Annotated in this window: 23 protein-coding genes, 2 tRNA genes and 1 pseudogene; 11 read left to right on the forward strand and 15 right to left on the reverse strand. The window is 39.8% G+C overall.

Annotated elements, in window-relative coordinates; all coding sequences use genetic code 11:
- Nucleotides 1–2: 2 nt before the first annotated feature.
- The 6 genes from FJR73_RS05455 to FJR73_RS05480 all read right to left on the reverse strand — a co-directional run bounded on the left by FJR73_RS05455 (nucleotide 3) and on the right by FJR73_RS05480 (nucleotide 5,362).
- Nucleotides 3–785, reverse strand: a complete 783-nt coding sequence (locus tag FJR73_RS05455; protein ID WP_140833793.1) for a deoxyribonuclease — start codon at nucleotides 783–785, stop codon at nucleotides 3–5.
- Nucleotides 786–813: 28 nt separating this feature from the next.
- The gene (gene pepF / locus FJR73_RS05460) at nucleotides 814–2,610 is read right to left on the reverse strand and encodes an oligoendopeptidase F (protein ID WP_140833796.1); all 1,797 of its coding nucleotides are present in this window, start codon (nucleotides 2,608–2,610) and stop codon (nucleotides 814–816) included.
- A gap of 10 nt (nucleotides 2,611–2,620) precedes the next feature.
- Nucleotides 2,621–3,364, reverse strand: a complete 744-nt coding sequence (locus FJR73_RS05465; protein ID WP_140833798.1) for a 16S rRNA (uracil(1498)-N(3))-methyltransferase — start codon at nucleotides 3,362–3,364, stop codon at nucleotides 2,621–2,623.
- 1 nt (nucleotide 3,365) lies between these two features.
- Complete coding sequence (gene prmA, locus FJR73_RS05470) at nucleotides 3,366–4,316, reverse strand: 50S ribosomal protein L11 methyltransferase (protein ID WP_140833800.1); 951 nt, start codon at nucleotides 4,314–4,316, stop codon at nucleotides 3,366–3,368.
- Between the two features lie 137 nt (nucleotides 4,317–4,453).
- On the reverse strand, nucleotides 4,454–4,882 hold the full coding sequence (locus FJR73_RS05475) for an NUDIX hydrolase (RefSeq protein WP_140833802.1): 429 nt from the start codon (nucleotides 4,880–4,882) through the stop codon (nucleotides 4,454–4,456).
- A 9-nt stretch (nucleotides 4,883–4,891) separates the two neighbouring features.
- Nucleotides 4,892–5,362: a DUF3013 family protein gene (locus FJR73_RS05480; RefSeq protein WP_049531867.1), complete on the reverse strand. Its 471-nt coding sequence runs from the start codon at nucleotides 5,360–5,362 to the stop codon at nucleotides 4,892–4,894.
- A gap of 115 nt (nucleotides 5,363–5,477) precedes the next feature.
- On the opposite strand from FJR73_RS05480, the gene FJR73_RS05485 reads away from it, so the two are divergent.
- The 4 genes from FJR73_RS05485 (at nucleotide 5,478) to FJR73_RS05500 (ending at nucleotide 8,091) form a co-directional block, all read left to right on the forward strand.
- Entirely contained in the window at nucleotides 5,478–6,749 is a 1,272-nt protein-coding gene (locus tag FJR73_RS05485; RefSeq protein WP_140833805.1) for a replication-associated recombination protein A, read from the forward strand.
- Between the two features lie 264 nt (nucleotides 6,750–7,013).
- A tRNA-Lys gene (locus FJR73_RS05490) sits at nucleotides 7,014–7,086 on the forward strand.
- A gap of 354 nt (nucleotides 7,087–7,440) precedes the next feature.
- Nucleotides 7,441–7,956, forward strand: a complete 516-nt coding sequence (locus FJR73_RS05495) for a DUF308 domain-containing protein (protein ID WP_049521056.1) — start codon at nucleotides 7,441–7,443, stop codon at nucleotides 7,954–7,956.
- A gap of 62 nt (nucleotides 7,957–8,018) precedes the next feature.
- Nucleotides 8,019–8,091: transfer RNA gene (locus tag FJR73_RS05500), tRNA-Lys, on the forward strand.
- A gap of 140 nt (nucleotides 8,092–8,231) precedes the next feature.
- On the opposite strand, the gene FJR73_RS05505 is transcribed toward FJR73_RS05500, so the two are convergent.
- Together FJR73_RS05505 and FJR73_RS05510 are read right to left on the reverse strand one after the other, a co-directional pair.
- Nucleotides 8,232–9,320: an AI-2E family transporter gene (locus FJR73_RS05505; protein WP_181146609.1), complete on the reverse strand. Its 1,089-nt coding sequence runs from the start codon at nucleotides 9,318–9,320 to the stop codon at nucleotides 8,232–8,234.
- A gap of 9 nt (nucleotides 9,321–9,329) precedes the next feature.
- Nucleotides 9,330–10,619: a membrane protein gene (locus FJR73_RS05510; protein WP_001062783.1), complete on the reverse strand. Its 1,290-nt coding sequence runs from the start codon at nucleotides 10,617–10,619 to the stop codon at nucleotides 9,330–9,332.
- A gap of 805 nt (nucleotides 10,620–11,424) precedes the next feature.
- On the opposite strand from FJR73_RS05510, the pseudogene FJR73_RS05520 reads away from it, so the two are divergent.
- Nucleotides 11,425–12,569, forward strand: a pseudogene (locus tag FJR73_RS05520) (low temperature requirement protein A).
- A 525-nt stretch (nucleotides 12,570–13,094) separates the two neighbouring features.
- Here FJR73_RS05520 and mgaSpn read toward each other — a convergent pair.
- Entirely contained in the window at nucleotides 13,095–14,573 is a 1,479-nt protein-coding gene (mgaSpn, locus tag FJR73_RS05525) for a virulence factor transcriptional regulator MgaSpn (RefSeq protein ID WP_140833808.1), read from the reverse strand.
- A 386-nt stretch (nucleotides 14,574–14,959) separates the two neighbouring features.
- On the opposite strand from mgaSpn, the gene FJR73_RS05530 reads away from it, so the two are divergent.
- The 5 genes from FJR73_RS05530 (at nucleotide 14,960) to FJR73_RS05550 (ending at nucleotide 16,888) form a co-directional block, all read left to right on the forward strand.
- Nucleotides 14,960–15,184, forward strand: a complete 225-nt coding sequence (locus tag FJR73_RS05530; RefSeq protein ID WP_229294599.1) for a GlsB/YeaQ/YmgE family stress response membrane protein — start codon at nucleotides 14,960–14,962, stop codon at nucleotides 15,182–15,184.
- A gap of 76 nt (nucleotides 15,185–15,260) precedes the next feature.
- Nucleotides 15,261–15,833: an alkaline shock response membrane anchor protein AmaP gene (amaP, locus tag FJR73_RS05535; RefSeq protein WP_000047599.1), complete on the forward strand. Its 573-nt coding sequence runs from the start codon at nucleotides 15,261–15,263 to the stop codon at nucleotides 15,831–15,833.
- Between the two features lie 11 nt (nucleotides 15,834–15,844).
- Entirely contained in the window at nucleotides 15,845–16,015 is a 171-nt protein-coding gene (locus tag FJR73_RS05540; RefSeq protein ID WP_000455064.1) for a DUF2273 domain-containing protein, read from the forward strand.
- A 30-nt stretch (nucleotides 16,016–16,045) separates the two neighbouring features.
- Nucleotides 16,046–16,654, forward strand: a complete 609-nt coding sequence (locus FJR73_RS05545; protein ID WP_000064110.1) for an Asp23/Gls24 family envelope stress response protein — start codon at nucleotides 16,046–16,048, stop codon at nucleotides 16,652–16,654.
- Nucleotides 16,655–16,684: 30 nt separating this feature from the next.
- Nucleotides 16,685–16,888 carry a CsbD family protein gene (locus FJR73_RS05550; RefSeq protein ID WP_140833810.1) on the forward strand — a complete coding sequence of 68 codons (204 nt, stop codon included), beginning with the start codon at nucleotides 16,685–16,687 and terminating at the stop codon, nucleotides 16,886–16,888.
- A gap of 419 nt (nucleotides 16,889–17,307) precedes the next feature.
- Here the strand turns inward: FJR73_RS05550 and FJR73_RS05560 are convergent, their stop codons facing one another.
- Nucleotides 17,308–17,763 (reverse strand): N-acetyltransferase, encoded by a 456-nt coding sequence (locus FJR73_RS05560; RefSeq protein ID WP_031240423.1) that lies wholly within the window; start codon nucleotides 17,761–17,763, stop codon nucleotides 17,308–17,310.
- 69 nt (nucleotides 17,764–17,832) lie between these two features.
- On the opposite strand from FJR73_RS05560, the gene FJR73_RS05565 reads away from it, so the two are divergent.
- Entirely contained in the window at nucleotides 17,833–18,492 is a 660-nt protein-coding gene (locus FJR73_RS05565; RefSeq protein WP_140833813.1) for an A24 family peptidase, read from the forward strand.
- Here FJR73_RS05565 and trpA read toward each other — a convergent pair.
- Genes trpA through trpD form a run of 5 tightly spaced genes read right to left on the reverse strand, consistent with a single transcriptional unit; the run spans nucleotide 18,464 to nucleotide 22,788 of the window.
- Nucleotides 18,464–19,240, reverse strand: coding sequence for a tryptophan synthase subunit alpha (gene trpA, locus FJR73_RS05570; protein ID WP_140833815.1), 777 nt, complete (start codon nucleotides 19,238–19,240; stop codon nucleotides 18,464–18,466). The two genes, FJR73_RS05565 and trpA, sit on opposite strands and share 29 nt — an antisense overlap.
- The gene (trpB, locus tag FJR73_RS05575) at nucleotides 19,233–20,456 is read right to left on the reverse strand and encodes a tryptophan synthase subunit beta (protein WP_140833818.1); all 1,224 of its coding nucleotides are present in this window, start codon (nucleotides 20,454–20,456) and stop codon (nucleotides 19,233–19,235) included. The genes trpA and trpB overlap by 8 nt, the downstream gene beginning before the upstream one ends.
- Nucleotides 20,434–21,033 (reverse strand): phosphoribosylanthranilate isomerase, encoded by a 600-nt coding sequence (locus FJR73_RS05580; RefSeq protein WP_181146610.1) that lies wholly within the window; start codon nucleotides 21,031–21,033, stop codon nucleotides 20,434–20,436. The genes trpB and FJR73_RS05580 overlap by 23 nt, the downstream gene beginning before the upstream one ends.
- On the reverse strand, nucleotides 21,020–21,787 hold the full coding sequence (trpC, locus tag FJR73_RS05585; RefSeq protein ID WP_140833822.1) for an indole-3-glycerol phosphate synthase TrpC: 768 nt from the start codon (nucleotides 21,785–21,787) through the stop codon (nucleotides 21,020–21,022). The genes FJR73_RS05580 and trpC overlap by 14 nt, the downstream gene beginning before the upstream one ends.
- A complete protein-coding gene (trpD, locus tag FJR73_RS05590) occupies nucleotides 21,784–22,788 on the reverse strand; it encodes an anthranilate phosphoribosyltransferase (protein WP_140833824.1) in 1,005 nt (334 codons plus the stop codon). Before trpD ends, trpC begins: the two co-directional genes overlap by 4 nt.
- Nucleotides 22,789–22,797 lie beyond the last annotated feature (9 nt).

The raw sequence follows: 22,797 nt of genomic DNA on the forward strand, positions 1-22,797 counted from the left end.
TCTTATTCTTTTTTAGATGGACGTTTTCCTGCAGCAATTGCATCTGCCTCTGTCATCTCAACAACGTTGGCTTTATTCGTTTTTGAAGGCATTCTATCCTTACTATACCAGTAAACTTTCGCATTCCCATGGTTTGCAACATAGACAATTCTATCTTGCTGTTTGGCTTTAGTCTCAGCTTCATGAGCAATTCTTTTCTCTTCTTCTTTTTGAGAAATTAATGATTCAACCGCACCTATCCTATCGAGCAATTCTGCCTTTTTATCGTTATTTTCAATCTGATTAACTGTTTCTTTGGCAGACTTCACTTGACTCGCATCTTGACTTTCTTCCAATTGTTTGACTAAGTCTTCACCTTTTTCTTGCAACTCATTTGCAGCTTTTTCTTTGGCAATTCTCTCTTCTTCTGCTTTTTCTTTAGCTTTTTTCTCGTCTTCGATTCGTTTCGCCTCCTCTATGCTAGATGAAGTATCCGTCGTTGAAGCTGTCGAAGCAGTAGATGTCACAGTCTGCTTAGTTTCTGACTGAGAAGATGAAGTTTTCTTTGTAACAGTTGGGGTTTGGAGAGCAACTGCAACAAAACTAACAATGAAAAGCCCTATCATTAAATTTCTTTTTCGAATATCTGGTGATTTCTTTACAAAATACCAAATACCAACTCCGCTCAAAACAAGATAGAGAGTAGGCAAAGCAATCAATAAAATGATTCCCAACAAAACTAGACCAATTTTGATAAAATGCATTCTTTTGGGATCTTGCTCTAGCCATTCTTTGATTCTATTCATATTATTCTCCTAAAACTCTGTCCAATCTTTACTCTCCCAACTGGGCACTGTAGGCGATAATCTGGTCAACTGTGTCTGACAAGAATTGGATGGTATCACGGAGTGGTTTATCTGTTGAAATATCCGCACCGATAATCATAGCTGACTCAAGTGGTGTCTTGCTACCACCTGATTTGAGAAGATTGAGCCAATCTTCAGCTCCAGTTTCTGAATGTTTCAGATGAAGGTAACCCGCAGTCGAGATGACTAGCCCTGCTGAGTAAGTGTAACTATACAAGCCCATGTAGTAGTGAGCTTGGCGCATCCAAGTCAAAGCCGCATCGTCGTCAATCTCAATGGCATCTCCCCAGAAATCCGTCAAGACTTCCTTCATAATACTGTTGAGTTTACTTGCTCCAAAGGTCTCTCCTTCTTCAATCAATGTATACACCTTACGCTGGAAGGCTGCTTCCAAGAGGTGAGTAATGAAATTATGGAAGTAGGTATCTGTCAAGCGGTGGGCAAGTGCAAAGCGTTTTTGACGCGGGTCGTCAGACTGGTGTTCCAAGTAATCACTTAGGAGCAATTCATTGAAAGTTGACGGTGCTTCGACATAGTAAGTAGACATGTGGGCATTAAAGTAACTCTGATGATTATCAGAAAAGATGAATTGACCAGAATGACCGATTTCATGAATCAAGGTATAGACATCGCTCAAACGACTTGTCCAGCTCATGAGGACATAAGGATGCACGCGATATGGGTCCGCCGCATAACCACCAGAATCCTTGCCACTATTGGCAGCAAAGTCCACCCAGCGCTCTTCTTGATAGCGAGCAACTTCCTGACAATATTCTTGCCCCAAAGGTTCTACTGACTTCATGACCAAATCATAGGCGTCGTCAATAGTCACTTCAGGATTGAGGGCGCTATCCAAGTCCAATTTCCAGTCTGCAAAGGTCATCTTTTCAAGACCATTGACCTTGGCAACATGCTTAAGGTATCTCTGAGCAACTGGCGCAAAGTCCTTCATGATGAGGTCAATCTGACGATCAAACATGGCACGGTCCACTTCTTGTTCAGCTAGAAGATAATCAAAGACAGAGTCGTAACCCTTCATATCTGCCAATAGTTTTTCAGACTTGACTTGGGCTAGATAGGAAGCCGCAGCCGTATTTTGGTGCTTACGAAGTCCCTCTGAGAAGGAACGGAAAGATTTCTCACGAACCTCAGCGTCCTCATGGTTCTGATAGAAGTTCTCATAGGTCACAAAGCTGTTTTTGTAGGTTTTTCCATTGGCTTCAAAGTCAGCCATTTCAAAATCCCCAGCTCGCATCTTAGTGTAAATATCCTGTGGGCTGTAGAAAACTTCACCTAGATTGGTCAAGACCTTCTCCACATCAGCTCCTAGGTAGTGGGCTTTTTTGATTTTGGCCTGACGAATAGCTGCTGTCAAGTGAGGCAATTTACCCAAACGGTCCAAGACTTCCTCATCAGCTGCCACCAAGGCATCGTCAAAGAAGGTCAAGGCTACACTGGCATCTGTTTCAAATTCCATCCCAGCTTGAGCAATATTAGCAAATTCGTCATTGCTATAGTCTGTCGTCTGCGGCATAAAGCCATAGTTTCCAATATGGCTCATCTGAATGTAGATTTGTTCCAATTCCGCAAAGGCTTTTTCAAAATCCTCAAAAGTATGAAGATTGCCCTTGTAATCACGACTAAATTGGTTGATGTCTTCACGAGCCTTCTCGATTGCACGCAAGAAATCCTCACGGTCTTGGTATAGGGCTGTTAAATCCCAAAGTTCCTTCTCTGGAAATTCTGAACGGTGTTTTTGTTCCATTTTCTTCCTCTTATTTCTCTAATTCTAATAAAACACTAAGGGCTGATAAAGCATAAAGCGGCGCTGTTTCTGCTCGCAAGATACGAGGACCAAGTCCTGCCAAGACGGCTCCCTTAGCTTCAAAACTCTCAATTTCTGCAGGTGAGAGCCCGCCTTCTGGTCCAAAGATAAAGAGCAGTTTTGCTCCTTTTTCAAGACCAGAGACCGCTTGTAAGAGCGCAGCGGCTTCACCTTCTTTGGCCGACTCTTCATAAGCCACTACGATAGAGTCAAACTGGTCCAGCTGAGCTAGAAAGTCTGATTTTTTCTCGAAAAGCTGAATAGTTGGGACCAGATTACGCTTGCTTTGCTCGGCCGCTCCAAGGGCAATTTTTTCTAGTTTTTCAACCTTTTTACCCAATTTCTTGCCGTCCCACTTGGCGACCGACCAATCAGCAGGGAAGGCCCAGATTTGGCTGGCACCTAGTTCCGTCACTTTTTGAGTGATAAACTCCAGCTTATCCCCCTTGGGAAAGCCAGATGCAATGGTCACTTGGACTGGCAGTTCTACATTGTCATCTAGTTCTTCTACCAATTCCAACTGACGAGCTTCCACATCCAGCACACGCGCCAAGCGCTTAATGCCATCATCAAAGACCAAAGTCACCTCATCATCTTCTTTCAAGCGCATAACCTGAAACATATGCTTGCTGGTTTCCTTGTCCTCGATGGTGACAGGAGAGATAGCGCTGCCTTTGACAAAATACTGTTGCATGCTAGCCTCCAATCACACCGGAAATATCCTTGGTTTTCTTAAAGACACAGGCATTCCATCCCCCTTGGATCATGTGGGTTTCAAGGAAAAATCCAGCTGACTCAGCTGATTGGCGCACCATATCCCACTTGTCCTTAATAATTCCACTCATGATGAGGTAGCCTTCATCCTTGACCAAGCAGTAAGCATCATCCGTCAGATGAACGAGGATATCCGCCAAGATATTAGCTACAATCACATCTGCCTCGATCTCAACTCCCTTAAGCAAGTCTCCTGCTGCTACATGGATGTTTTCCATACCAGGGTTTAGCTCAATATTTTCCTGAGCCACACGAACCGCCACATCATCTAGGTCATAGGCGAAAATTTCCTTAGCACCAAGTAGCGAGCTAGCAATGGAGAGGACACCAGATCCAGTCCCCACATCTAGCACCGTTTCGCCACCACGAAGAACCTGTTCCAAGGCAAAAAGGCTCATCTTAGTGGTTGGATGTGTTCCAGTCCCAAAAGCCATGCCTGGATCTAGCTTGATAATCTTTTCTCCCGCAGTCGCCTCATAGTCTGTCCACGACGGCACGATGGTCAAATCATGAGTGATGCGAGCGGGTTCATAGTATTTCTTCCAGTTGTCTGCCCAGTCTTCCTCAGCTAAGGCAGTCGTCCCCATCTTGACCTCACCCAAATCCATAAAATCTGTTAATTCTGCTAGGCGAGCCTGTAAGTCCGCCTCAACTACAGCCACATCAACTGTATCAGGGTAGTAGGCTGTCACTACGATTTCTTCTTGCTGCTCGACCTCTGGGAAAATTTCACCAAAACGATCCACATTCCCCACATAGTCCATGCTATCTTCAATCGCAACGCCTTGCGCTCCCAGCTCAATCAAGAGATTAGAGACCATCTCCTCTCCCTCACGCTTCACTGTAACTTTTAACTCTTGCCATGTTTCCATATTTAAGATACCAAGCCCGTAAAACACAAAACCAAAATAGGAAATTCTCTGAAGACGCTTGTGTCTAAGAGAAGTTTATCTTTTTGGCACAGTGTTTAGGGCGAGTTCAGTTTAGAAATTTAACCGAACCATCCTTTCTAATCACTTACTTTTAAATAATCTTTTAATCTCTCTTGCAACTGAGGTACAACTTGACTGGAACTAAGAAATTCCTCAACATTCATCAACTGATAGTCCTGACCTTCATCTCCAAATACGATAATGTCAAACTGAGCCTGTGTCAACTGACCGACTAGAAATACAGATTGTTTATCCGCAAAAAGCATACTTGGATAAACCTTACTCCAAAGCAGACAATCCTCAGTCAGATGAATTCCCAGTTCTTCATAAACTTCACGCGCCACGCACTCAAAAGGACTTTCATCACCTTCACGTCCACCGCCTGGAAGTTCCCACATATTGGGCCAGGGAATGCTTGCCTTATCATCGCGTAAGATAGTCAAAAGCTTATCCCCACAAAACAAAGCAATCTTACAGCCTGTGAAATCAGAAACCTCTATTTCCATGTCAAACTCCTAGTATCTCGGATAAGGGTAAAATTCTCCCTCTTCCAAGCCAACCTTTCCTTCTTCAAAGACTTCTTGGTTCCATTCCATGACAAATTCTTCTGCTTCTGGGTCTTCCAAAAAGTCCATAAGGGCATCTAGTCCAACCTCAGCAGTATCTTTAAGGAATAGCGCAAAATAAGCTAAAAATTCGCGAGAAAATCCCTTTTTAGGCAGGTAAGGAATGACAGTCAAATAGTCTTCTGCATTGACGGTTGACTTAGCAGGATTGTAAAAAAGCACTGCTTCTTCAAAGAGAATGTCATCTGACGAAACCTCTCCGTCCTCATCTACCATCTCCACACCTGCAGCGTTTTGCGCTTCCAATAGAAAACTCACTTCAACCGCGTGGTTGCGCTTGTCCCAACTAATCTCAAAGTCAAAGGGAAAATTCTTCTCCAACTCTTCCTCTAAAACATCTAAAAATCCATATGTTGCCATTTTGTCCTCTTTCTATGCGACTCTTTAATCGCCCCGAATACTCGGAAATATGCTAAAATAGATACTACCATCTTACCACATATACATCAGAAAATCCACGTTAGAAAGGACTGCTATGCCAGACAATCTCGCGCTTCGCATGCGCCCTAAAACCATCGACCAAGTCATCGGTCAGGAACATCTGGTCGGACAAGGAAAAATCATCCGCCGCATGGTGGAAGCCAACCGCCTGTCCTCCATGATTCTCTATGGCCCTCCGGGAATCGGCAAAACCAGTATTGCCTCTGCCATCGCAGGGACGACCAAGTATGCCTTTCGAACTTTCAATGCGACGGTTGATAGTAAAAAACGACTGCAAGAAATTGCGGAAGAGGCTAAATTCTCTGGTGGTCTCGTCCTATTACTAGACGAGATTCACAGACTAGATAAAACCAAGCAAGACTTCCTCTTGCCTCTCTTGGAAAGTGGTCTGGTCATCATGATTGGGGCTACGACTGAAAATCCTTTCTTTTCTGTCACTCCTGCCATTCGTAGCCGTGTTCAAATTTTTGAGTTGGAACCTCTGTCTAACCAAGACGTCAAAGAGGCTCTTCAGATAGCTCTAAGTAACCCTGAACGTGGTTTTGATTTTCCAGTAGAACTAGATGAGGATGCGCTGGATTTCATCGCAACCTCTACAAACGGAGACCTTCGCTCTGCCTTCAACTCACTGGATTTGGCTGTTCTCTCTACCCCTGAGAATGACGAGGGCATCCGCCATATCACTCTCGACATTATGGAAAATAGCCTGCAGCGGAGCTACATTACCATGGATAAGGATGGAGACGGTCACTATGATGTTCTATCTGCCCTGCAAAAGTCTATCCGTGGCTCAGATGTTGATGCCAGTCTTCACTATGCTGCCCGCTTGATTGAGGCTGGGGATCTGCCAAGTCTCGCTCGTCGCTTGACCGTTATCGCCTATGAAGATATCGGTTTGGCCAATCCTGAAGCCCAGATTCACACTGTGACTGCTCTGGATGCTGCCCAGAAGATTGGGTTCCCAGAAGCCCGCATTCTCATTGCCAATGTCGTGATTGATTTGGCCCTTTCTCCAAAATCCAACTCAGCCTATGTAGCTATGGATAAGGCACTTGCTGACCTCAAAACATCAGGGCACTTGCCTATTCCGCGACACCTGCGTGATGGACACTACAGCGGAAGCAAGGAACTAGGGAATGCCCAAGACTATCTCTATCCACACAGCTATCCTGGAAATTGGGTCAAGCAAGACTATCTGCCAGAAAAAATCCGCAATCATCACTATTTCCAAGCAGAAGATACTGGTAAATATGAACGGGCTTTGGCTCAAAGAAAGGAAGCTATCGACCGTTTGCGAAAAATCTGAAATCCTTTTCAAAAAATTGCACTTTCCTCTTGATTTTTTTTGAAAAAGTGGTATCATATAAACATAGAAACGCTGTGGTGTACGACTTCACACTTAAGTGTTGACCGACTATTTTTTGTATTATTAGGGAAACAAAAGTCTTCTAACAGCATGTAGGCCGTCTCACACGGAAACAGCTTCAGTTAGAGCGAGTTGCCCACCTGCTTAATTGCGCGGGTTCAATACAAACCGTGAAGTTTCGGCACCAATACAGCTTTTTTCTTTGCCTCCTTAGCTCAGCTGGCAGAGCAGCGGACTCTTAATCCGTGGGTCACAGGTTCGATCCCTGTAGGGGGCATCTAAATACAACAGGAAAAAGCCTTGTAAATCAAGGCTTTTTTTGCTTGTCTATAACTGATTTACCCCATCATTTGTCCCACATTTTAAATCTATCTTTTCTTTTTGAATCAAATTACATCTTTACAAATAGTGTAAAGCCAGTTACTTTTGCTTTGATTCCATACAATATTTTCATGTAGAGAAGACAAATTTTATCTTCTCTTTTTATTTTCAAAATAATAAAAACTGATTTTCTTTTCATAAATCAGACTGAAACTTCCAAATTTTCCATTTTGTTTATTGATATTTCCTCTAAAAAGGTGTATAATATTTTTATTATCAAACTATACTATACTATATAGGGGGTATTGAAATGAAATTTTCTAATCGTTTATCGCTATTCCTTGCAGGAGTTGTTTTTGTCCTTTTAGGACTTTTCCTATTTACAAACCCAGTAGCTAATCTTGTTGCTTACAGCTGGTGGATTGCATTTGGTTTACTGGTTTCTTCTATAGCAGCTATTTTAGGCTATTTCTCTGTACCAAAAGAGCTTCGCTCACCAGCTCATCTTTTCCAAGGGATTGTTAATCTTCTCTTAGCTCTTTACCTCGTTGCCTATGGCTTTGTGACGCTGCCAGTTGTCATTCCAACTATTTTAGGAATTTGGTTAATTGTAGAAGCCATTATAGCTTTCTTTAAAGGCAATCGTCTGGGATTGATTTTCCCTATTATTGGCAACCATATCATGTGGATAGCGTTGCTTGCATTTTTACTAGGTCTAGTGATTTTGTTCAATCCAGTAGCTACAAGTGTCTTTGTCGTTTATGTCGTTGCCTTTGCATTTTTAATTGTTGGTTTCACCTATATCCTTGATGCCTTTCGTAAATAATCTAGCTGCCATTTTGGGCATATTAAAATAGCTGGGAAGTTACATTCTCAGCTTTTTCTGTTGCCTCCTTAGCTCAGTTGGTAGAGCAGTAGACTCTTAAGCTATGGGGCGCAGGTTCGAGCCCTGCAGGGGGCACATCTAAATCAACAGAAATAAGCCTTGAAACCAAGGCTTTTTTTAACGTCTAATAGCTTTTTGTAGAAAAGTATTTAAAAATAAAAGAGAAGAGAATCTCTCACTCTCTTCTCAGTATATCTTATTAAATTTAGTTTTTCTTAATCTACCTGATTTTCCTTTGCAACGACAAATTCTTTAACCAATCGATAGATAACAGCAAATATCGGTGTAAAGAATATCATCCCAAGTAAGCCAAAGAGATTGCCTCCAATACTAGCAGCCGCAAGCGTGAAAATAGCTGGCAAACCAATAGACTGACCTACAACTCTAGGATAAATAAGGTTTCCTTCAATCAGCTGTATAACTTGATATAGAAGAAGAGAAAGTAAGGCTTGAGTAGGACTCACTGTGAAGATAAAAATCGCTCCCACAACACAAGCAATCATAGGCCCTACATAAGGAATGAACGATAGCACTCCTGCAAAGATACCTGTCATTACTCCATAGGGTATCCCAAACACGCTGTAACCAACCGCTATCATAACTCCTATGATAACTGCTTCAATCAGCTGACTCATCAAAAATTGGTCATAAGTCTCTAGTGCTACTTGTCCAATGTAAGTCAACTTTATCACCACCTTCTCTGGAAGAAAAACTTTTAGAAGTCGACTCGTCATCGCTGCCAAATGTTCCTTACTGGATAAAAATGAAAAGGTGAAGACTATAATCAAAAAGGCATTCATCAAACTTGAAAAAATATTGCCGATATTACTAGTCAGACCTGATAAAAAACCTATCAAAGCTTGGCTAATAGAACTAGATTGTCCCTGTATGCCTGATACGATAGTTGACAACATGTCTTTGGTTACAAATTCCGAGCTGCCTAGCAATTTCCCAAGTTGAGTAAGGACTGTTGAAAGGACTGTTCCCAGCTGACTAATAGTCTGAGCTAGGGTTGGCAGCACCAAAACCAAAAGAGCAATCACGATTAAGATAAGAGCTAGGAAAACAAGTACCATGGCAATCGGACGACGCAACTCTGCCTTTACCTTCAATTTAACTAAGTACTGTTCAATTTTTTTCATAGGAACATTAAGCACAAAAGCAATAACAGCACCATAAATCAAGGTTGATATTACATCAAAGAGAGAGATTGCTCCTGATATAAAGCTCGATGCATTCAGAATTACAAGAGCAACCAGCCCTATAAAAAGTATTAACGGGGTGTATTTTTTTACTAAGTTCATAAATTCTCCTTAATAAACATGTTTAGATACGACTATACTATTTGGTTTTTCAAACTCTCGATTAAGGTAGGCTTGGTAAGTTCCTGGAGCGATAAATCCTTTGGGTGAGAGGATATCGGTGCCAGCCTGACCGACTATGGTATCAGCCAAGAGCACACAGTTTGTAGATAAGACAAAGTAGGATTTAAACTTAGATTTGATAAATTTATAAAGTTCCCCATCTGTCTCATGTCTGATTTTATAAGCGTAGGTGTAGTCTTCCTTACCATCACCTGTCATGATTTTATCTGCACTTGGCTCCCATGGAATCGTCAGTTGTTTCAATTCAGCCAACTTTTTCTGAACTGCTTTTTCCATTTCAGGCGTCAAATCTATCCCATAACCAAAAAGCGTTTTTTGACTCTCACGTTTACATAGGTCAATGTACTTGTCACGATCACAGAAATATAAGACACCATCTCCTACCATGCCAAATAAGGTCTCAGAAGACGGATCATAGTTGCCATAAGAAATAACACGGCCTTGATAGCAGATATCCACATGACCAATTGCCGAAAACAGAGAGGTCTCAGCTGTATGAACAAAAATTTCAAGCTCCGCTGTCTTACCAGACTTCACCATTCCAAGATGGATATCCTCTCTCTCATCAGCATTTTCCTGCATGAATTTGTTGATTTTTGCTAAAGTTCTTGCAGGGATGAGAGCGGCTAGGACAATAGGTAAGCTAATTCTAATGCGACGTTTGAGATGGTTTTTCCCAATTTCCTCCTCAAACAAGAAACCATCACGGATATTGGACACACCATAAAGAAAAAAATAAGCCCCTAATACAAAGAGTTGAAAGACAGAATTTCCTGTAGAGGACAAAAGACTAGTCCCACCAAGAAAAACTAGTACGAGTCCATCTAGTAAGAGACGAAAACGAGGTCGAATTTTGTTTTTGCGGTAGAGAACATAGGTGACAAGGTTAATACTAGCATGAAAAATCTGATAAACTCCAATCACAAGAGCCAAAATATAAATCGGCACATCCGTCGCAAGATTGGAGCCAAGCAAATATCCCAGCACTAACAATTTAACCAGTGCAACTCCCAAGGTGTCCGTTGACTGACTTTTTTTGAAAATACGTAATACTAAATCTAAGACCGTTGCTATCCAAGCTAAAAACAGAACCAGTCGAATAACCTTTACTGGCAACCAAGTCCCCGTGACCATCAAGATGAGACCTAGCAGAACAAACAAGAACCCCTGAGCAAGTAATTTCTTACCTGTCAGACCTAAAGATAGAATTTTCGCCATATAAAAACCTTTCAACAATAAAAATTAAACACTCCGATTAAACTGACTAGTAAATAGCCAACACTACAAACAGCCTGTGCCAGCAACATATGGTGACTAGAAATGACTGTAGTAATGTCACCATCTTGTCTTATGCACTTCTAAAATTTGTTATATTGATTAGAAGCCAGAGCTTATAAAAACTAGCTAAACTCGAGAGATAGACACAATTGCGACGAAAAAATGTATAACCAATTCAACTTGTTAAGGTAAGAAAGCATTATTTCCAATCTATTAATTATTCATCTATTACCTATTATGACACAATATTCCCTATAGTTCAACTTTTTACTTGTTTTTATATTACACGGACTAAAAAGTTTTCAACAGTTGATTGCATTTGTTTTAATAAGTTTTAACCTTTCTTGGTTAGATAAAAAAAGAACCATACAGTTTAGAATCTGTATGGTTTTTGCCCCACTTTTGTCCCATTTTTAAATCATGACATTGAAAATACCTAAAATCACTTATATTTCAATATTTTTAATTGCTCTCAATATGAAAGTCCTTTCCAAATCCCTGTAGGGGGCATCTAAATACAACAGGAAAAAGCCTTGATTTACAAGGCTTTTTTGTGTAGTCTTAGCACTAAAAAACGATAGAAAAAACACCCCTTCTGAACTGCACCCCAAAAGTTAGACAGAAAAAACCTAACTTTTGTGGCGCAGTTCATTCGCGTCACATGAAGTTATTTAAGCATCTCCCTTTTTTTTATTACCATTTTCTGTTATAATAAATTGTACTTCTAAAATAGAAAGGTCTTAAGATGACAACTCTTATTAAACATAAACGTGTAGAATTTTCAGAACTTTTTATGACCTAGTTTTTGTTTTTGCAATTTCAAAAGTAACTACTTTAATTGACCATCTTCATAACGGTATTTTGACTTGGAATTCTTTCCTTGATTTTTTCATTGCTACTTTGTTTCTCATCGATTCCTGGATGATTCAAACCGATTATACCAATCGCTATGGAAAGAACTCTTTATTTAACATAGTAATCATGTTTATCAAAATGGGAATTTTACTCTTTATAGCCAATATGATTGGACCTGATTGGCAACAATATTTTCATTATCTCTGTTGGGCTATTGGTACATTAACCCTTACCTTATTTTTTCAATATTTGGTTGAATTTTTTAGAAAATCAACCGATGATGCTAATCGGGAAAGTATCAAAGGTTTTCTATGGATAACAGGTCTAGGAAGTTTAGGAGTCTATCTAGCAGCTCTTCTTCCTATTTACCTTAGAGTCTATATCTTATTTGCTAGTATTCTGCTAACATTTATTATGCCAAGTATCTTGCTTAATAAAGATAAGCATTACCAGGTAAATCTCCCCCATTTAATCGAGCGTATCTCCCTTCTTGTCATTATTATGTTTGGAGAGATGATTACGGAGCTAGCTAACTTCTTTACAATCGAGAATTTCTCGATTTATTCGGTTCTTTATTTCATTATTATGATTTCTCTGTTCTTGTTTTATTTTGGTCAATTCGACCATGCTATTGATGAAAAATCTAATCAAAAGAGACTATTTCTAATTTACAGTCACTATCCTATTTTCATTGGACTTCTTATGATGACCGTTTCGATGAGTTTTCTTCAGAATCCTGAAGCTAATCGTCTCTTTGCAACCAGCTTCTCTTATATCGGATTTGGCCTCTTCCAAGCTGCTGTCCTAGCAAATGGGCCCTATAACAAACACTATCTTCGCTATTCGAAAAGTTACTACTGTGTCCAAGCTACACTCTATCTGGCTGCCTTGATTCTCTCTTTAATCTTTGCTTCTAATCCTATAATAGTAGTAAGTATTACAACCATTTTAGCTCTAGCTATAGCTATTCATTCTATTTATTTTTATATGACACAGACTAAAAAACATTCCACACCTTACTGGGAGTTGTTTTAATGAGTTTATAAGATTAAAAAGCTTTGGGAACCAAGGCTTTTTTTTCATTAATTTGTTTTTCCATTTTATCCTCCAATTTGATCTCGCACTGACATTTATTTATAACAAAACTATATATCTAGAATAGCATAATCATTAGGTATTATAGGTTTTCAAACCAAATACGAGTCATTCGTTTTTGCCCCACTTTTGCCCCATTTTTAAATCCTGACATTGAAAACACCTAAAAGTATTTCCCTAAAATCAGCTATATTTCAACATTTTTGTTTATTTTCAATATGAAAAGTTCTTACAAATCCATGTAGGGGGCATCTACATACAACAGGAAAAGCCTTGGAATCAAGGTTTTTTTCGTATCTTCTACAAAAAAAGCAAGAGTTTTAGAGGACTATGACTCTAGATGTACATTTTACTTAAATGACTGAAGGTCTTTTCTTAATAAAAACACCCCAAAAATTAGATTTTTTCTGTCTAACTTTTGAGGTACAGTTCAAAACGCGAAATAGCATTTTTTATTTTAGGTTACTAATCTAATCGAATAAACATCATGGCATTTAACAAAGATATGAGTGAGACCGTGTTTATATTATTTGAATAGATCAGTCTCTTATTTTCAATCGGAGGAATAATAAAATTAGAAATGATGATATCATAAGGCGATTCTTCTAAAGATTCCTTTGATAATTCTAATTCAGTCCAAACTTCAAGTTCAAAATTGTTGCTGCAATAATAAGAAAGTGTCTCTGCAACGGATTTTGCATGATACTGATCAAAATTACTCATAACCAGAACCTTCAGCTTTGGCTGATTTTGTAGTAGATTAAGCACCAAATGTTTGGTATGAGTGATGAAGGTATAAGATAGATGATTTACCATCATTGAACTAGAACAAACTTCAAGAGTCTCTAAATAATGAGAAAGCTCTTTTTTTACATCTGAAACAAATTTAGGAAAAATATTTTGAAAATTCCTGATTGTATTGCCTTTTTGATCAAATAAAATAAACTCAGTAGACAACTCTTGACGATACAGATGTGCGGTATTATGCAGATGCCAAATCAGATTATCCTTATTCTCAATCTCAATCTGATACTTGACTGAAATCTGATCAATAAAATCACTCAATAGATGGTAAGATTTTTCAACATAGCTATCCTTTTTTACGCATTTCATAAAGAGACTTTCATCTATGAAAAACATTTTTTGAAAGTAAGACACAAATAATTGGCAAACAACTTCTTCATCTAAAGAGAGATTGTATTCTGACTCAAAACTCTGAGCAACACCTTCTATTCCTTCTGCCTGCATCAAAGCATCCAAACTTTGGTCGTTAAAAGAATCTTTCTCTATTTCCATAAAATGACCAAACTTTATTCGATATAGATTAGTAACCAGGAGCAACTTTAGCATTCTATGAGTTGACAAATTCATTGGAAAGCTTGTTTCCTTATAAACCAATTCTAACAATTGAGATAGGGGCTCTGATGAAAAATTTTCAAATGGCCATTCTAGGAAATAATATTTTTCTGAAAAATATTGTGCAAAAAAGTAACGAATGTCTCTCTCATTTCCAATGATTTGAACAGGGGTCAGAATAATTTCAAATTGAAATTGCTTTTTAATCACTTTATTGACTTGGCTAATGATACGATAGAGCGAAGATGAACTGATATAAAATTCTTTACAAATACTCTCAGCTTGACAACCTTCATTAAAGAAGATAAATTCTAAAATCGAAAAATGAGTTGAATGCTTAAAGAAATGATGGTAAACCATTTCAATATCACTATCATCGGTATTAATAATGCGTATACCATTAGTAGAAGAATGAAAAATCAAGTCAGGAAAAGCAGATTTAACATGGGATAGATCATCTTTGACTGCACGTTCTGTACAATTTAGTAACTCTGCTAGTTCAGAACGATGAAACCATTGTTTATGTTCAAATAATAATTCTAATAATTCTAATTGCCTATGACTTTTTTTAGATAATAAATCTCTCATGAATGTCTTTCTCTCTTTATAAATTATCGGATTTCACCTCTTGCATTATACCACAAAGAATAGGTATGGCATGCTATAACGACTTTTACTAAGATCCTTTATTTCGTATAGTAATACTACGGGGGCAATATATAAACAATTTTCTTATTTTACCGTCTATTGAGGGCGTGAATACAGAATCAAATTCAAGTCGAAAGATTATATTTTTAAATTTAAAAATTATATAATAGCAACAATCAAAGAATTTGATTTTTTTATATTAAAATTATATAATAATCAAAATAATTGATTATTTTATATTAAAATTATACAATAGCAATAATCAAAGGAATTGATTTATTTTTTGATATTAAAATAAAAAAGGAGGGTAAGCAATGTTGTGATCTATCATTGCTGGAGGTCTTATTGGACTTGTAGCAGGTAGAATCACTAAAAAAGGTAGTTCTATGGGAATCGTCGCAAATGTATTCGCTGGTTTAGTCGGGTCATCTGTAGGACAATCCCTTTTAGGTAGTTGGGGCCCATCCATCGCTGGAATGGCCTTGATCCCATCTATTGCAGGAGCAGCAATTGTTGTTACTGTAGTATCATTCTTTACAGGTAAAAAATAATTACTTGTAGAATAAACTATTTTTAAATAGATTAGACGGGTAAAAATAGTTTAATGTTAAATCGAAAGGATTGTATATGTCAAAAACAAAGAAAATACTTTTAATTATTTTCTGTATTTTAATCTTGACAATTTTCCTTCCTGTTTTGATAGATTATCATCAAGTTAGTGATCTAGGCATTCAGCTATTTAGCTGGAGACAGAATCATTTCGTTGAATTTTATCTCTCTAGATATATATTCTGGGGGATAGTGGCTCTATCAACTTTAGTTTTGTTATCGATGTTAGTTGTGTTATTTTATCCTAAACGTTATTTGGAAATTCAACTTGAAACTAAAAACGATACATTGAAATTAAAGAATTCTGCAATCGAAGGTTTTGTTAGAAGTTTGGTGAGTGATCATGGATTGATCAAGAACCCAACTGTTCATGTAAATTTACGAAAAAATAAATGTTTCGTTCATGTAGAAGGTAAAATTCTTCCTTCGGACAACATCGCTGACAGATGCCAACTAATTCAAAATGAAATAACTAATGGATTGAAGCAGTTTTTTGGTATTGAGCGTCAGGTTAAACTAGAAGTTCTAGTAAAAGACTACCAGCCTAAACCAAAACCTCAAAACAAAAAGACTGTTAGTCGTGTGAAGTAAGGAAGTAAAAAATGGAATGGCTTAAACAATATCGATATCCAATAATCGCAGGTCTCATAGGCGTATTTCTCGCTTGTTTGATTATCTCCTTTGGCTTCTTCAAAACAATATTTGTATTGATTTTAGGAGCACTGGGAGTTGCAGCTGGATTATATATCGAAAAAAACTATATAGATAAATAAAAATTACTAATTTAATTAAAGGAGTTTCATATGTCAAACGAAAAAAACATTAACACTAACGTAGAAAAGAAAGATGCTACTGCTGTAGCTCACGAAATCAAAGGGGAACTTACTTACGAAGATAAAGTTATCCAAAAAATCATTGGTCTGTCACTAGAAAACGTTTCAGGTCTTTTGGGAATCGACGGTGGTTTCTTCTCAAATCTTAAAGAAAAAATCGTTAACAGCGATGACGTAACAAGTGGTGTTAACGTAGAAGTTGGTAAAACACAAGTTGCAGTTGACTTAAACATTATTGCTGAGTATCAAAAAAATGTTCCAGCTTTATATTCAGAAATCAGAGAAATCGTATCTTCAGAAGTTGCTAAAATGACTGACTTGGAAGTTGTTGAAATCAACGTAAACGTTGTCGACATCAAAACTAAAGAACAACATGAAGCAGACTCAGTAAGCCTTCAAGATCGCGTATCTGACGTTGCTGAATCAACAGGAGAATTCGCTTCAGAACAATTCGAAAAAGCTAAATCTGGTCTTGGATCTGGTTTCTCAACTGTTCAAGAAAAAGTTAGCGAAGGTGTAGAAGCTGTTAAAGGTGCAGCAACTGGTGTAGTATCTCACGAAAAAACTCGTGTAAACTAAGATAAAATAAATATAACAGGAGAAATTATCATGTCAGTAGAAGAAAAGTTAAATCAAGCTAAAGGTTCTATTAAAGAAGGTGTTGGGAAAGCCATCGGTGATGAAAAATTGGAAAAAGAAGGAGCAGCTGAAAAAGTTGTTTCTAAAGTAAAAGAAGTTGCTGAAGATGCCAAAGACGCTGTAGAAGGTGCTGTAGAAGGTATCAAAAACATGTTGAGTGGCGACAATAAATAAGGATAAAAGTTACTTTATCTTTTTAGTAACATTAGTCAAAAGAGTCTGAGTCAATATGATTCTCAGAAAACAAAAAGCTAGAGATTTCCAATTGCGGAACTCTAGCTTTTTAATTTCACCTCTTTCTCTTATTATATTTCAGCAGGTTATTGACCATGAGTACGAATCCCATGTCAATTCTCACTTTACGCTTACCTCTCAGATGACATCTCTTATAACCAAGCAAACCTTTATCTGCCCAAAGACAGATTTCATATCAATCTTACGTTTAGCGAAAATTTGTCTACCCTTGGAAGATAAAAGTGTCTGATATTCTTTAGTTTTTAAACACTGGTAACGTTCATTCATATACAGTCCCTTTTGAGGAGCTGATTCAGGTTCATCATCGCAGTCAACATTGATTTCAAGGCTGTTTGCTTCTATCTCCCCTTTTTCATGATGTATTTTCGTACAGGTGCTTCAACTATTTGAACGATTTCAAATCCTTCTTTTTGGTAAAGATTTTGAGCTCTTTGATTTGCCTCGAAGACATTTAGAGAAATACTATCTATGTCTCCATTTTCAAAGGCCAAACTAACAAATTTCTTTAAAACTTGGCTACCTAAGCCTTGCCCCTGTTTCTGGGGATTGATAAAAAATCTTCCAATATGAAGATTACTGTCTTCTAGCCTGATTTTCTGTATAAGCCCGACAAACTCTCGTCCTTCAAAGATTGAAAAGATTCCTTCCAAATCTTGCAAGACTTGAATGGTCAAGGGAAAAGGAATCATTGGTCCCATCCATTGTTCTTGAAAGGATTTGCCGAGGGAGTTGGACCATTGGCATACGAATTGAGCGTTTTCTATACTCACCTCTTCTTCAAAACGAATTGTCATCTTGACCTCACTATCTTATCTATATTTCTCCATTATACTACTTCTCCTATTTTTTACGAATAGATAAGTATGATTGATATTTATTTTTTTCTTGTCGGAAGCATTCTAGCTTCCTTTCTCGGTTTGGTCATTGACCGTTTTCCTGAGCAATCGATTATCCTACCAACTAGTCACTGCGATTCCTGTCAGACTCCCTTGCGTCCCTTAGATTTGATTCCGATTCTCTCGCAGGTGCTCAATCGCTTTCGCTGTCGCTACTGCAAGGCTCCTTATCCTGTCTGGTATGCCCTCTTTGAACTAGGCTTAGGACTCCTCTTTCTGGCTTGGTCTTGGGAATTGCTTTCCTTGGGGCAAGTCATCCTAATCACTGCTGGTTTGACCTTGAGCATCTACGACTTTCGCCATCAGGAATATCCCCTACTGGTCTGGATGACTTTCCACCTAATCCTCATGGCTTCCTCTGGCTGGAATCTGGTCATGGTCTTTTTCCTTGCTCTTGGCTTTTTGGCTCATTTTATCGATATCCGCATGGGCGCAGGGGATTTCCTCTTTTTAGCTTCTTGCGCTCTCGTCTTTAGCATAACCGAATTACTCATCTTGATTCAGTTTGCTTCTGCGATGGGAATTCTAGCCTTTCTCCTGCAAAAGAAAAAGGAAAGACTTCCTTTTGTGCCTTTCCTCTTGCTCGCTGCTTGTGTGATTATTTTTGGTAAGCTACTGCTTGTTTGATAAAGTCCTGAATCGGCTCTCCTTCATGGAGAGCTTTTACAATTTTTGAGCCGACGATAACACCATCTGACACCGCATTGAAGCGTTCTACATCAGCCTGACTAGATACGCCAAATCCTGTCAAGACTGGAATGTCGGCTACTTGATGAAGTTGTGCCAAGTGCTTGTCCAAATCTGCACGGTAATTGCCAGATTTCCCTGTCACCCCATTGATGGCAACTGCATAAACGAATCCTTCTGCCCCTTCAATCAACTCTTTCTGGCGCTCAATCCCTGTCGTCAAGCTTACTAGAGGAATCAAGGCGATGTCTGTGTCTGCCAAAAATGGCTCTACAAAGTTGGCATGTTCATGAGGCAGGTCTGGGATAATCAAGCCCTTAACCGCTGTATCTGCTAAATCTTTGACAAAGTTCTCCACACCGTACTGAAAGAGGGGGTTGAAGTAGGTCATAATGACCAGTGGAACCTCTGTTTCAATGGTTTTCAAAGTTTCAACCAAAGCTTGTGTCGAAGTACCATGAGCTAGACTTCGCAAGCCAGCTTCTTCGATAACAGGTCCATCTGCGACAGGATCTGAAAAAGGAATGCCCACTTCAATGGTCGAAACACCTAAATCTTCTAAAAAGTGGATTGTTTCTCCGAGTCCATCCAAACCTTTCTCATGGTCTCCAGCCATGATATAGGGAACGAAAATTCCTTTTCCAGCTGCTTTTATAGCGTTTAATTTTTCTGTTAGTGTCTTAGGCATGAGCTTCTCCCTTCTTTGCTGCATCTGCTTCCAAGCGGTCTTTGACTTGAACCACATCCTTGTCCCCACGACCTGATAGACAGACAATCATGGACTTGTCTGGTCCAAGTTCTTTGGCCAATTTCACTGCAAAGGCGATAGCATGGCTAGATTCTAGGGCTGGGATAATCCCTTCCACACGAGACAAGAGTTGAAATCCTTCCAAGGCTTCTTCGTCTGTCACAGGAACATAGCTGGCACGTTTAATATCGTGGTAGTGAGAATGTTCTGGACCGATACCAGGATAGTCCAAACCTGCTGAGATAGAGAAGGCTTCAAGAATTTGACCATGGGCATCTTGGAGCACATCCATGAGGGAACCGTGGAGGACACCTGGACGACCCTTAGTCAAGGTAGCTGCGTGGTGCTCTGTATCCACACCAAGTCCAGCTGCTTCAGCTCCATACATAGCTACAGACTCATCCTCTACAAATGGATGGAAGAGACCGATGGCATTAGAACCACCACCAACACAGGCTACTAGGGCATCTGGCAGATCTTGTCCTGTCAAGTCGCGGTACTGTTGTTTAGCCTCTCGACCGATAACACTCTGGAAGTCACGAACGATTTCTGGGAAAGGATGAGGCCCCAAGGCAGAACCAAGAATATAGTGGGTATCGTCGATATTAGCCACCCATGAACGAAGGGCTGCATTGACCGCATCCTTGAGCACGCGCGAACCGTCTGTCACTGCCTCAACCTTGGCTCCCAAAAGCTCCATTCGGAAGACATTGAGGGCTTGGCGTTTGACATCTTCCTCACCCATGTAGATAGTACATTCCATGTTAAAGAGGGCTGCAGCTGTTGCAGTTGCTACACCGTGCTGACCAGCACCTGTTTCAGCGATAATTTTCTTTTTACCCATTCGTTTAGCCAGAAGAACTTGACCCAAGGCATTGTTAATCTTGTGGGCCCCTGTATGGTTAAGGTCTTCACGTTTGAGATAAATCTTGGCTCCGCCAATATGCTGGGTCAAGTTTTTTGCGTAGTAAAGGGGAGTTTCACGTCCTACATACTGGCGTAAGAGATGGTTTAATTCCTCTTGGAAACTTGGGTCTGCCTGACTTTCACGGTAGGCCTTCTCCAACTCCAAAACTGCTGTCATCAATGTTTCTGGGACGAAACGTCCGCCGAATTTTCCGTAAAATCCATCTTTATTTGGTTCTTGATATACCATTCTTTACCCTCTCTATAAATCTTCTAATCTTTTCCTGATCTTTTTGTCCGTCTGTCTCCACTCCGCTCGATACATCTACTGCATAGGGAGTAAAGTGTTGAATTGCTTTTACTACATTGTCTTCCTTAAGCCCACCTGCGATAAAGAAAGGCTGAGTTAATCCTGTCGTATCCAGTTGAGCCCAGTCAAAGGGTTGGCCACTCCCAGCCACAGGGGCATCAAAGAGGAGATAGTCTGCCTGAGAATTGGGGACATGTCCCTCTCCATCCACCTGCACAGCCTGAATACTGGCACAAGGCAAATTCTCAAATAAATCATCTGCCACCTGTCCGTGAACTTGAACCAAGTCCAAACCAACTTTGTCAATGACTTCTAGCAGTTGAGCCCGACTTGGTGAAACAAATACACCAACCTTTTTGACATCTGCAGGAATGAACTTTGCTAGCTCAGAAGCCTGATCCAAGGTCACCTGTCTTTTACTAGGTGCAAAGACAAAACCGATATAGTCGGCTCCTGCTGACACGGCTGTTTCTGCCGCTTCTTTGGTCGATAGTCCGCAAATTTTAACCTTTGTCAATCTGCAACTCCTTGATTCTCTGAGCCACATCTTCTGCCTGCATAAGAGCTGTCCCTACCAAAATTCCGTTAAAGTATGGGGCTACTCGTTCCGCATCCTGTCCTGTAAAAATAGCAGATTCAGAAATGTACAAGCAATCATCTTTGAAATGTTTAGCCAAATCTACACTGGTCTGCAAGTCAACTTCAAAGGTGGTCAAGTTGCGGTTATTGACACCGATAATCTCAACACCAAGTCTGTGGGCCACTTCTAGTTCAGCAAGATTGTGAGTCTCCACCAAGACTTCCAGACCAAGCTCTGTCGCATAGTCGTAAAGTTTCTTAAGACGTTCTTCTGACAAGGCTGCCACAATGAGCAAGATGACTGTCGCACCTGCATTGCGAGCGCGGATGATTTGCTTTTCATCGATAATAAAATCCTTGTTAAGCGTCGGAATCTGTACCTGACTGGAAATCTCCCGCAGATAATCCAAATGTCCTTTAAAGAAAACTTCATCTGTCAGAACAGAAATCATCACTGCGCCATTCGCTTCATAAGTCTGGGCCTGTTGCACAATATCCACATCTAGATTGATATCTCCCAAACTAGGACTAGCCTTCTTGACTTCAGCGATTACCTGTAAACGGTCTTGGTGTTGTTTTAGATAGTCAGTCAAGCGATAGGTCTGGCGCAGAGGCTGGATTTCCTCCAGCTCCATCTGCTCGACCTCACGCGCCTTCTGCTCCAAGATTCGAGATAAAAATTCCTGACTCATTTTTGGTACTCCTGTAACAGTCTGAGTTTTTCAAGGGCCTTGCCACTAGCAATCACTTGACGAGCCAAGGCAACTCCGTCCTTGATATTATCTACCTTACCATTAGCATAGAAACCAAGACCAGCATTTAAAACTGTCGTTTCCAAGAATGGACTTGGTTCATTTTTAAGAACGCTAAGCAAAATTTCTGCATTTTCCTGAGCGTTGCCTCCACGAATATCTTCGATAGCGTAGCGTTCCATCCCTAGATCTTCTGGAATAAAGCTTGACAAGGTGATTTCGCCATTCTCAAGAAGTGCAATCTTGGTTGTTCCATTCAAACCAGCTTCGTCCAATCCTTCTGGACCAGCAACCACTATAGCACGTTTGCGACCCATATTTTTCAAAACCTGAGCTGTACTTTCTAGCAGTTCTGGACGACTAATACCAAGAAGCTGTGTTTCCAAAGCCATTGGGTGAATCAGGGGACCAGTCAAGTTCATAATCGTTGGAATTCCCAACTCCAAACGAGCTGGCATGATGTATTTCATAGCTGGGTGCATATTTTTAGCAAAGAGAAAGACGATGCCAGTTTTATCAAAGACCTTACCTAGTTCAGCTGGTTTGAGGTCTAGGTTGATGCCCAAGGCCTCTAGGACATCTGCAGAACCAGATTTAGAAGAAATCGAGCGGTTACCGTGTTTTGCCATGTGAACACCACCACCAGCCAAGACAAAGGTTGCAGTTGTCGAAATGTTAAAGCTGAAAGACTTATCCCCACCAGTACCACAGTTGTCCATGGCATCATGAATTTCAGTTGGAATATGTTGGGCATGCCCTCTCATGACTTGGGCAATGGCTGTGCGTTCTTCAGGTGTTTCCCCCTTCATCTTAAGAGCTAAGAGGAGAGAAGCAATCTGCGCCTCCGTTACACGCCCAGTTACGATACGCTCAATGACATCCGTCATTTCCACACCTGATAAATTTTCAAATTTTGCTAGTTTTTCAATAATCTCTTTCATCATAGTTTC

It is taken from the genome of Streptococcus sp. D2, from assembly GCF_006385825.1.
GTDB classification, from domain to species: Bacteria; Bacillota; Bacilli; order Lactobacillales; family Streptococcaceae; genus Streptococcus; species Streptococcus shenyangsis.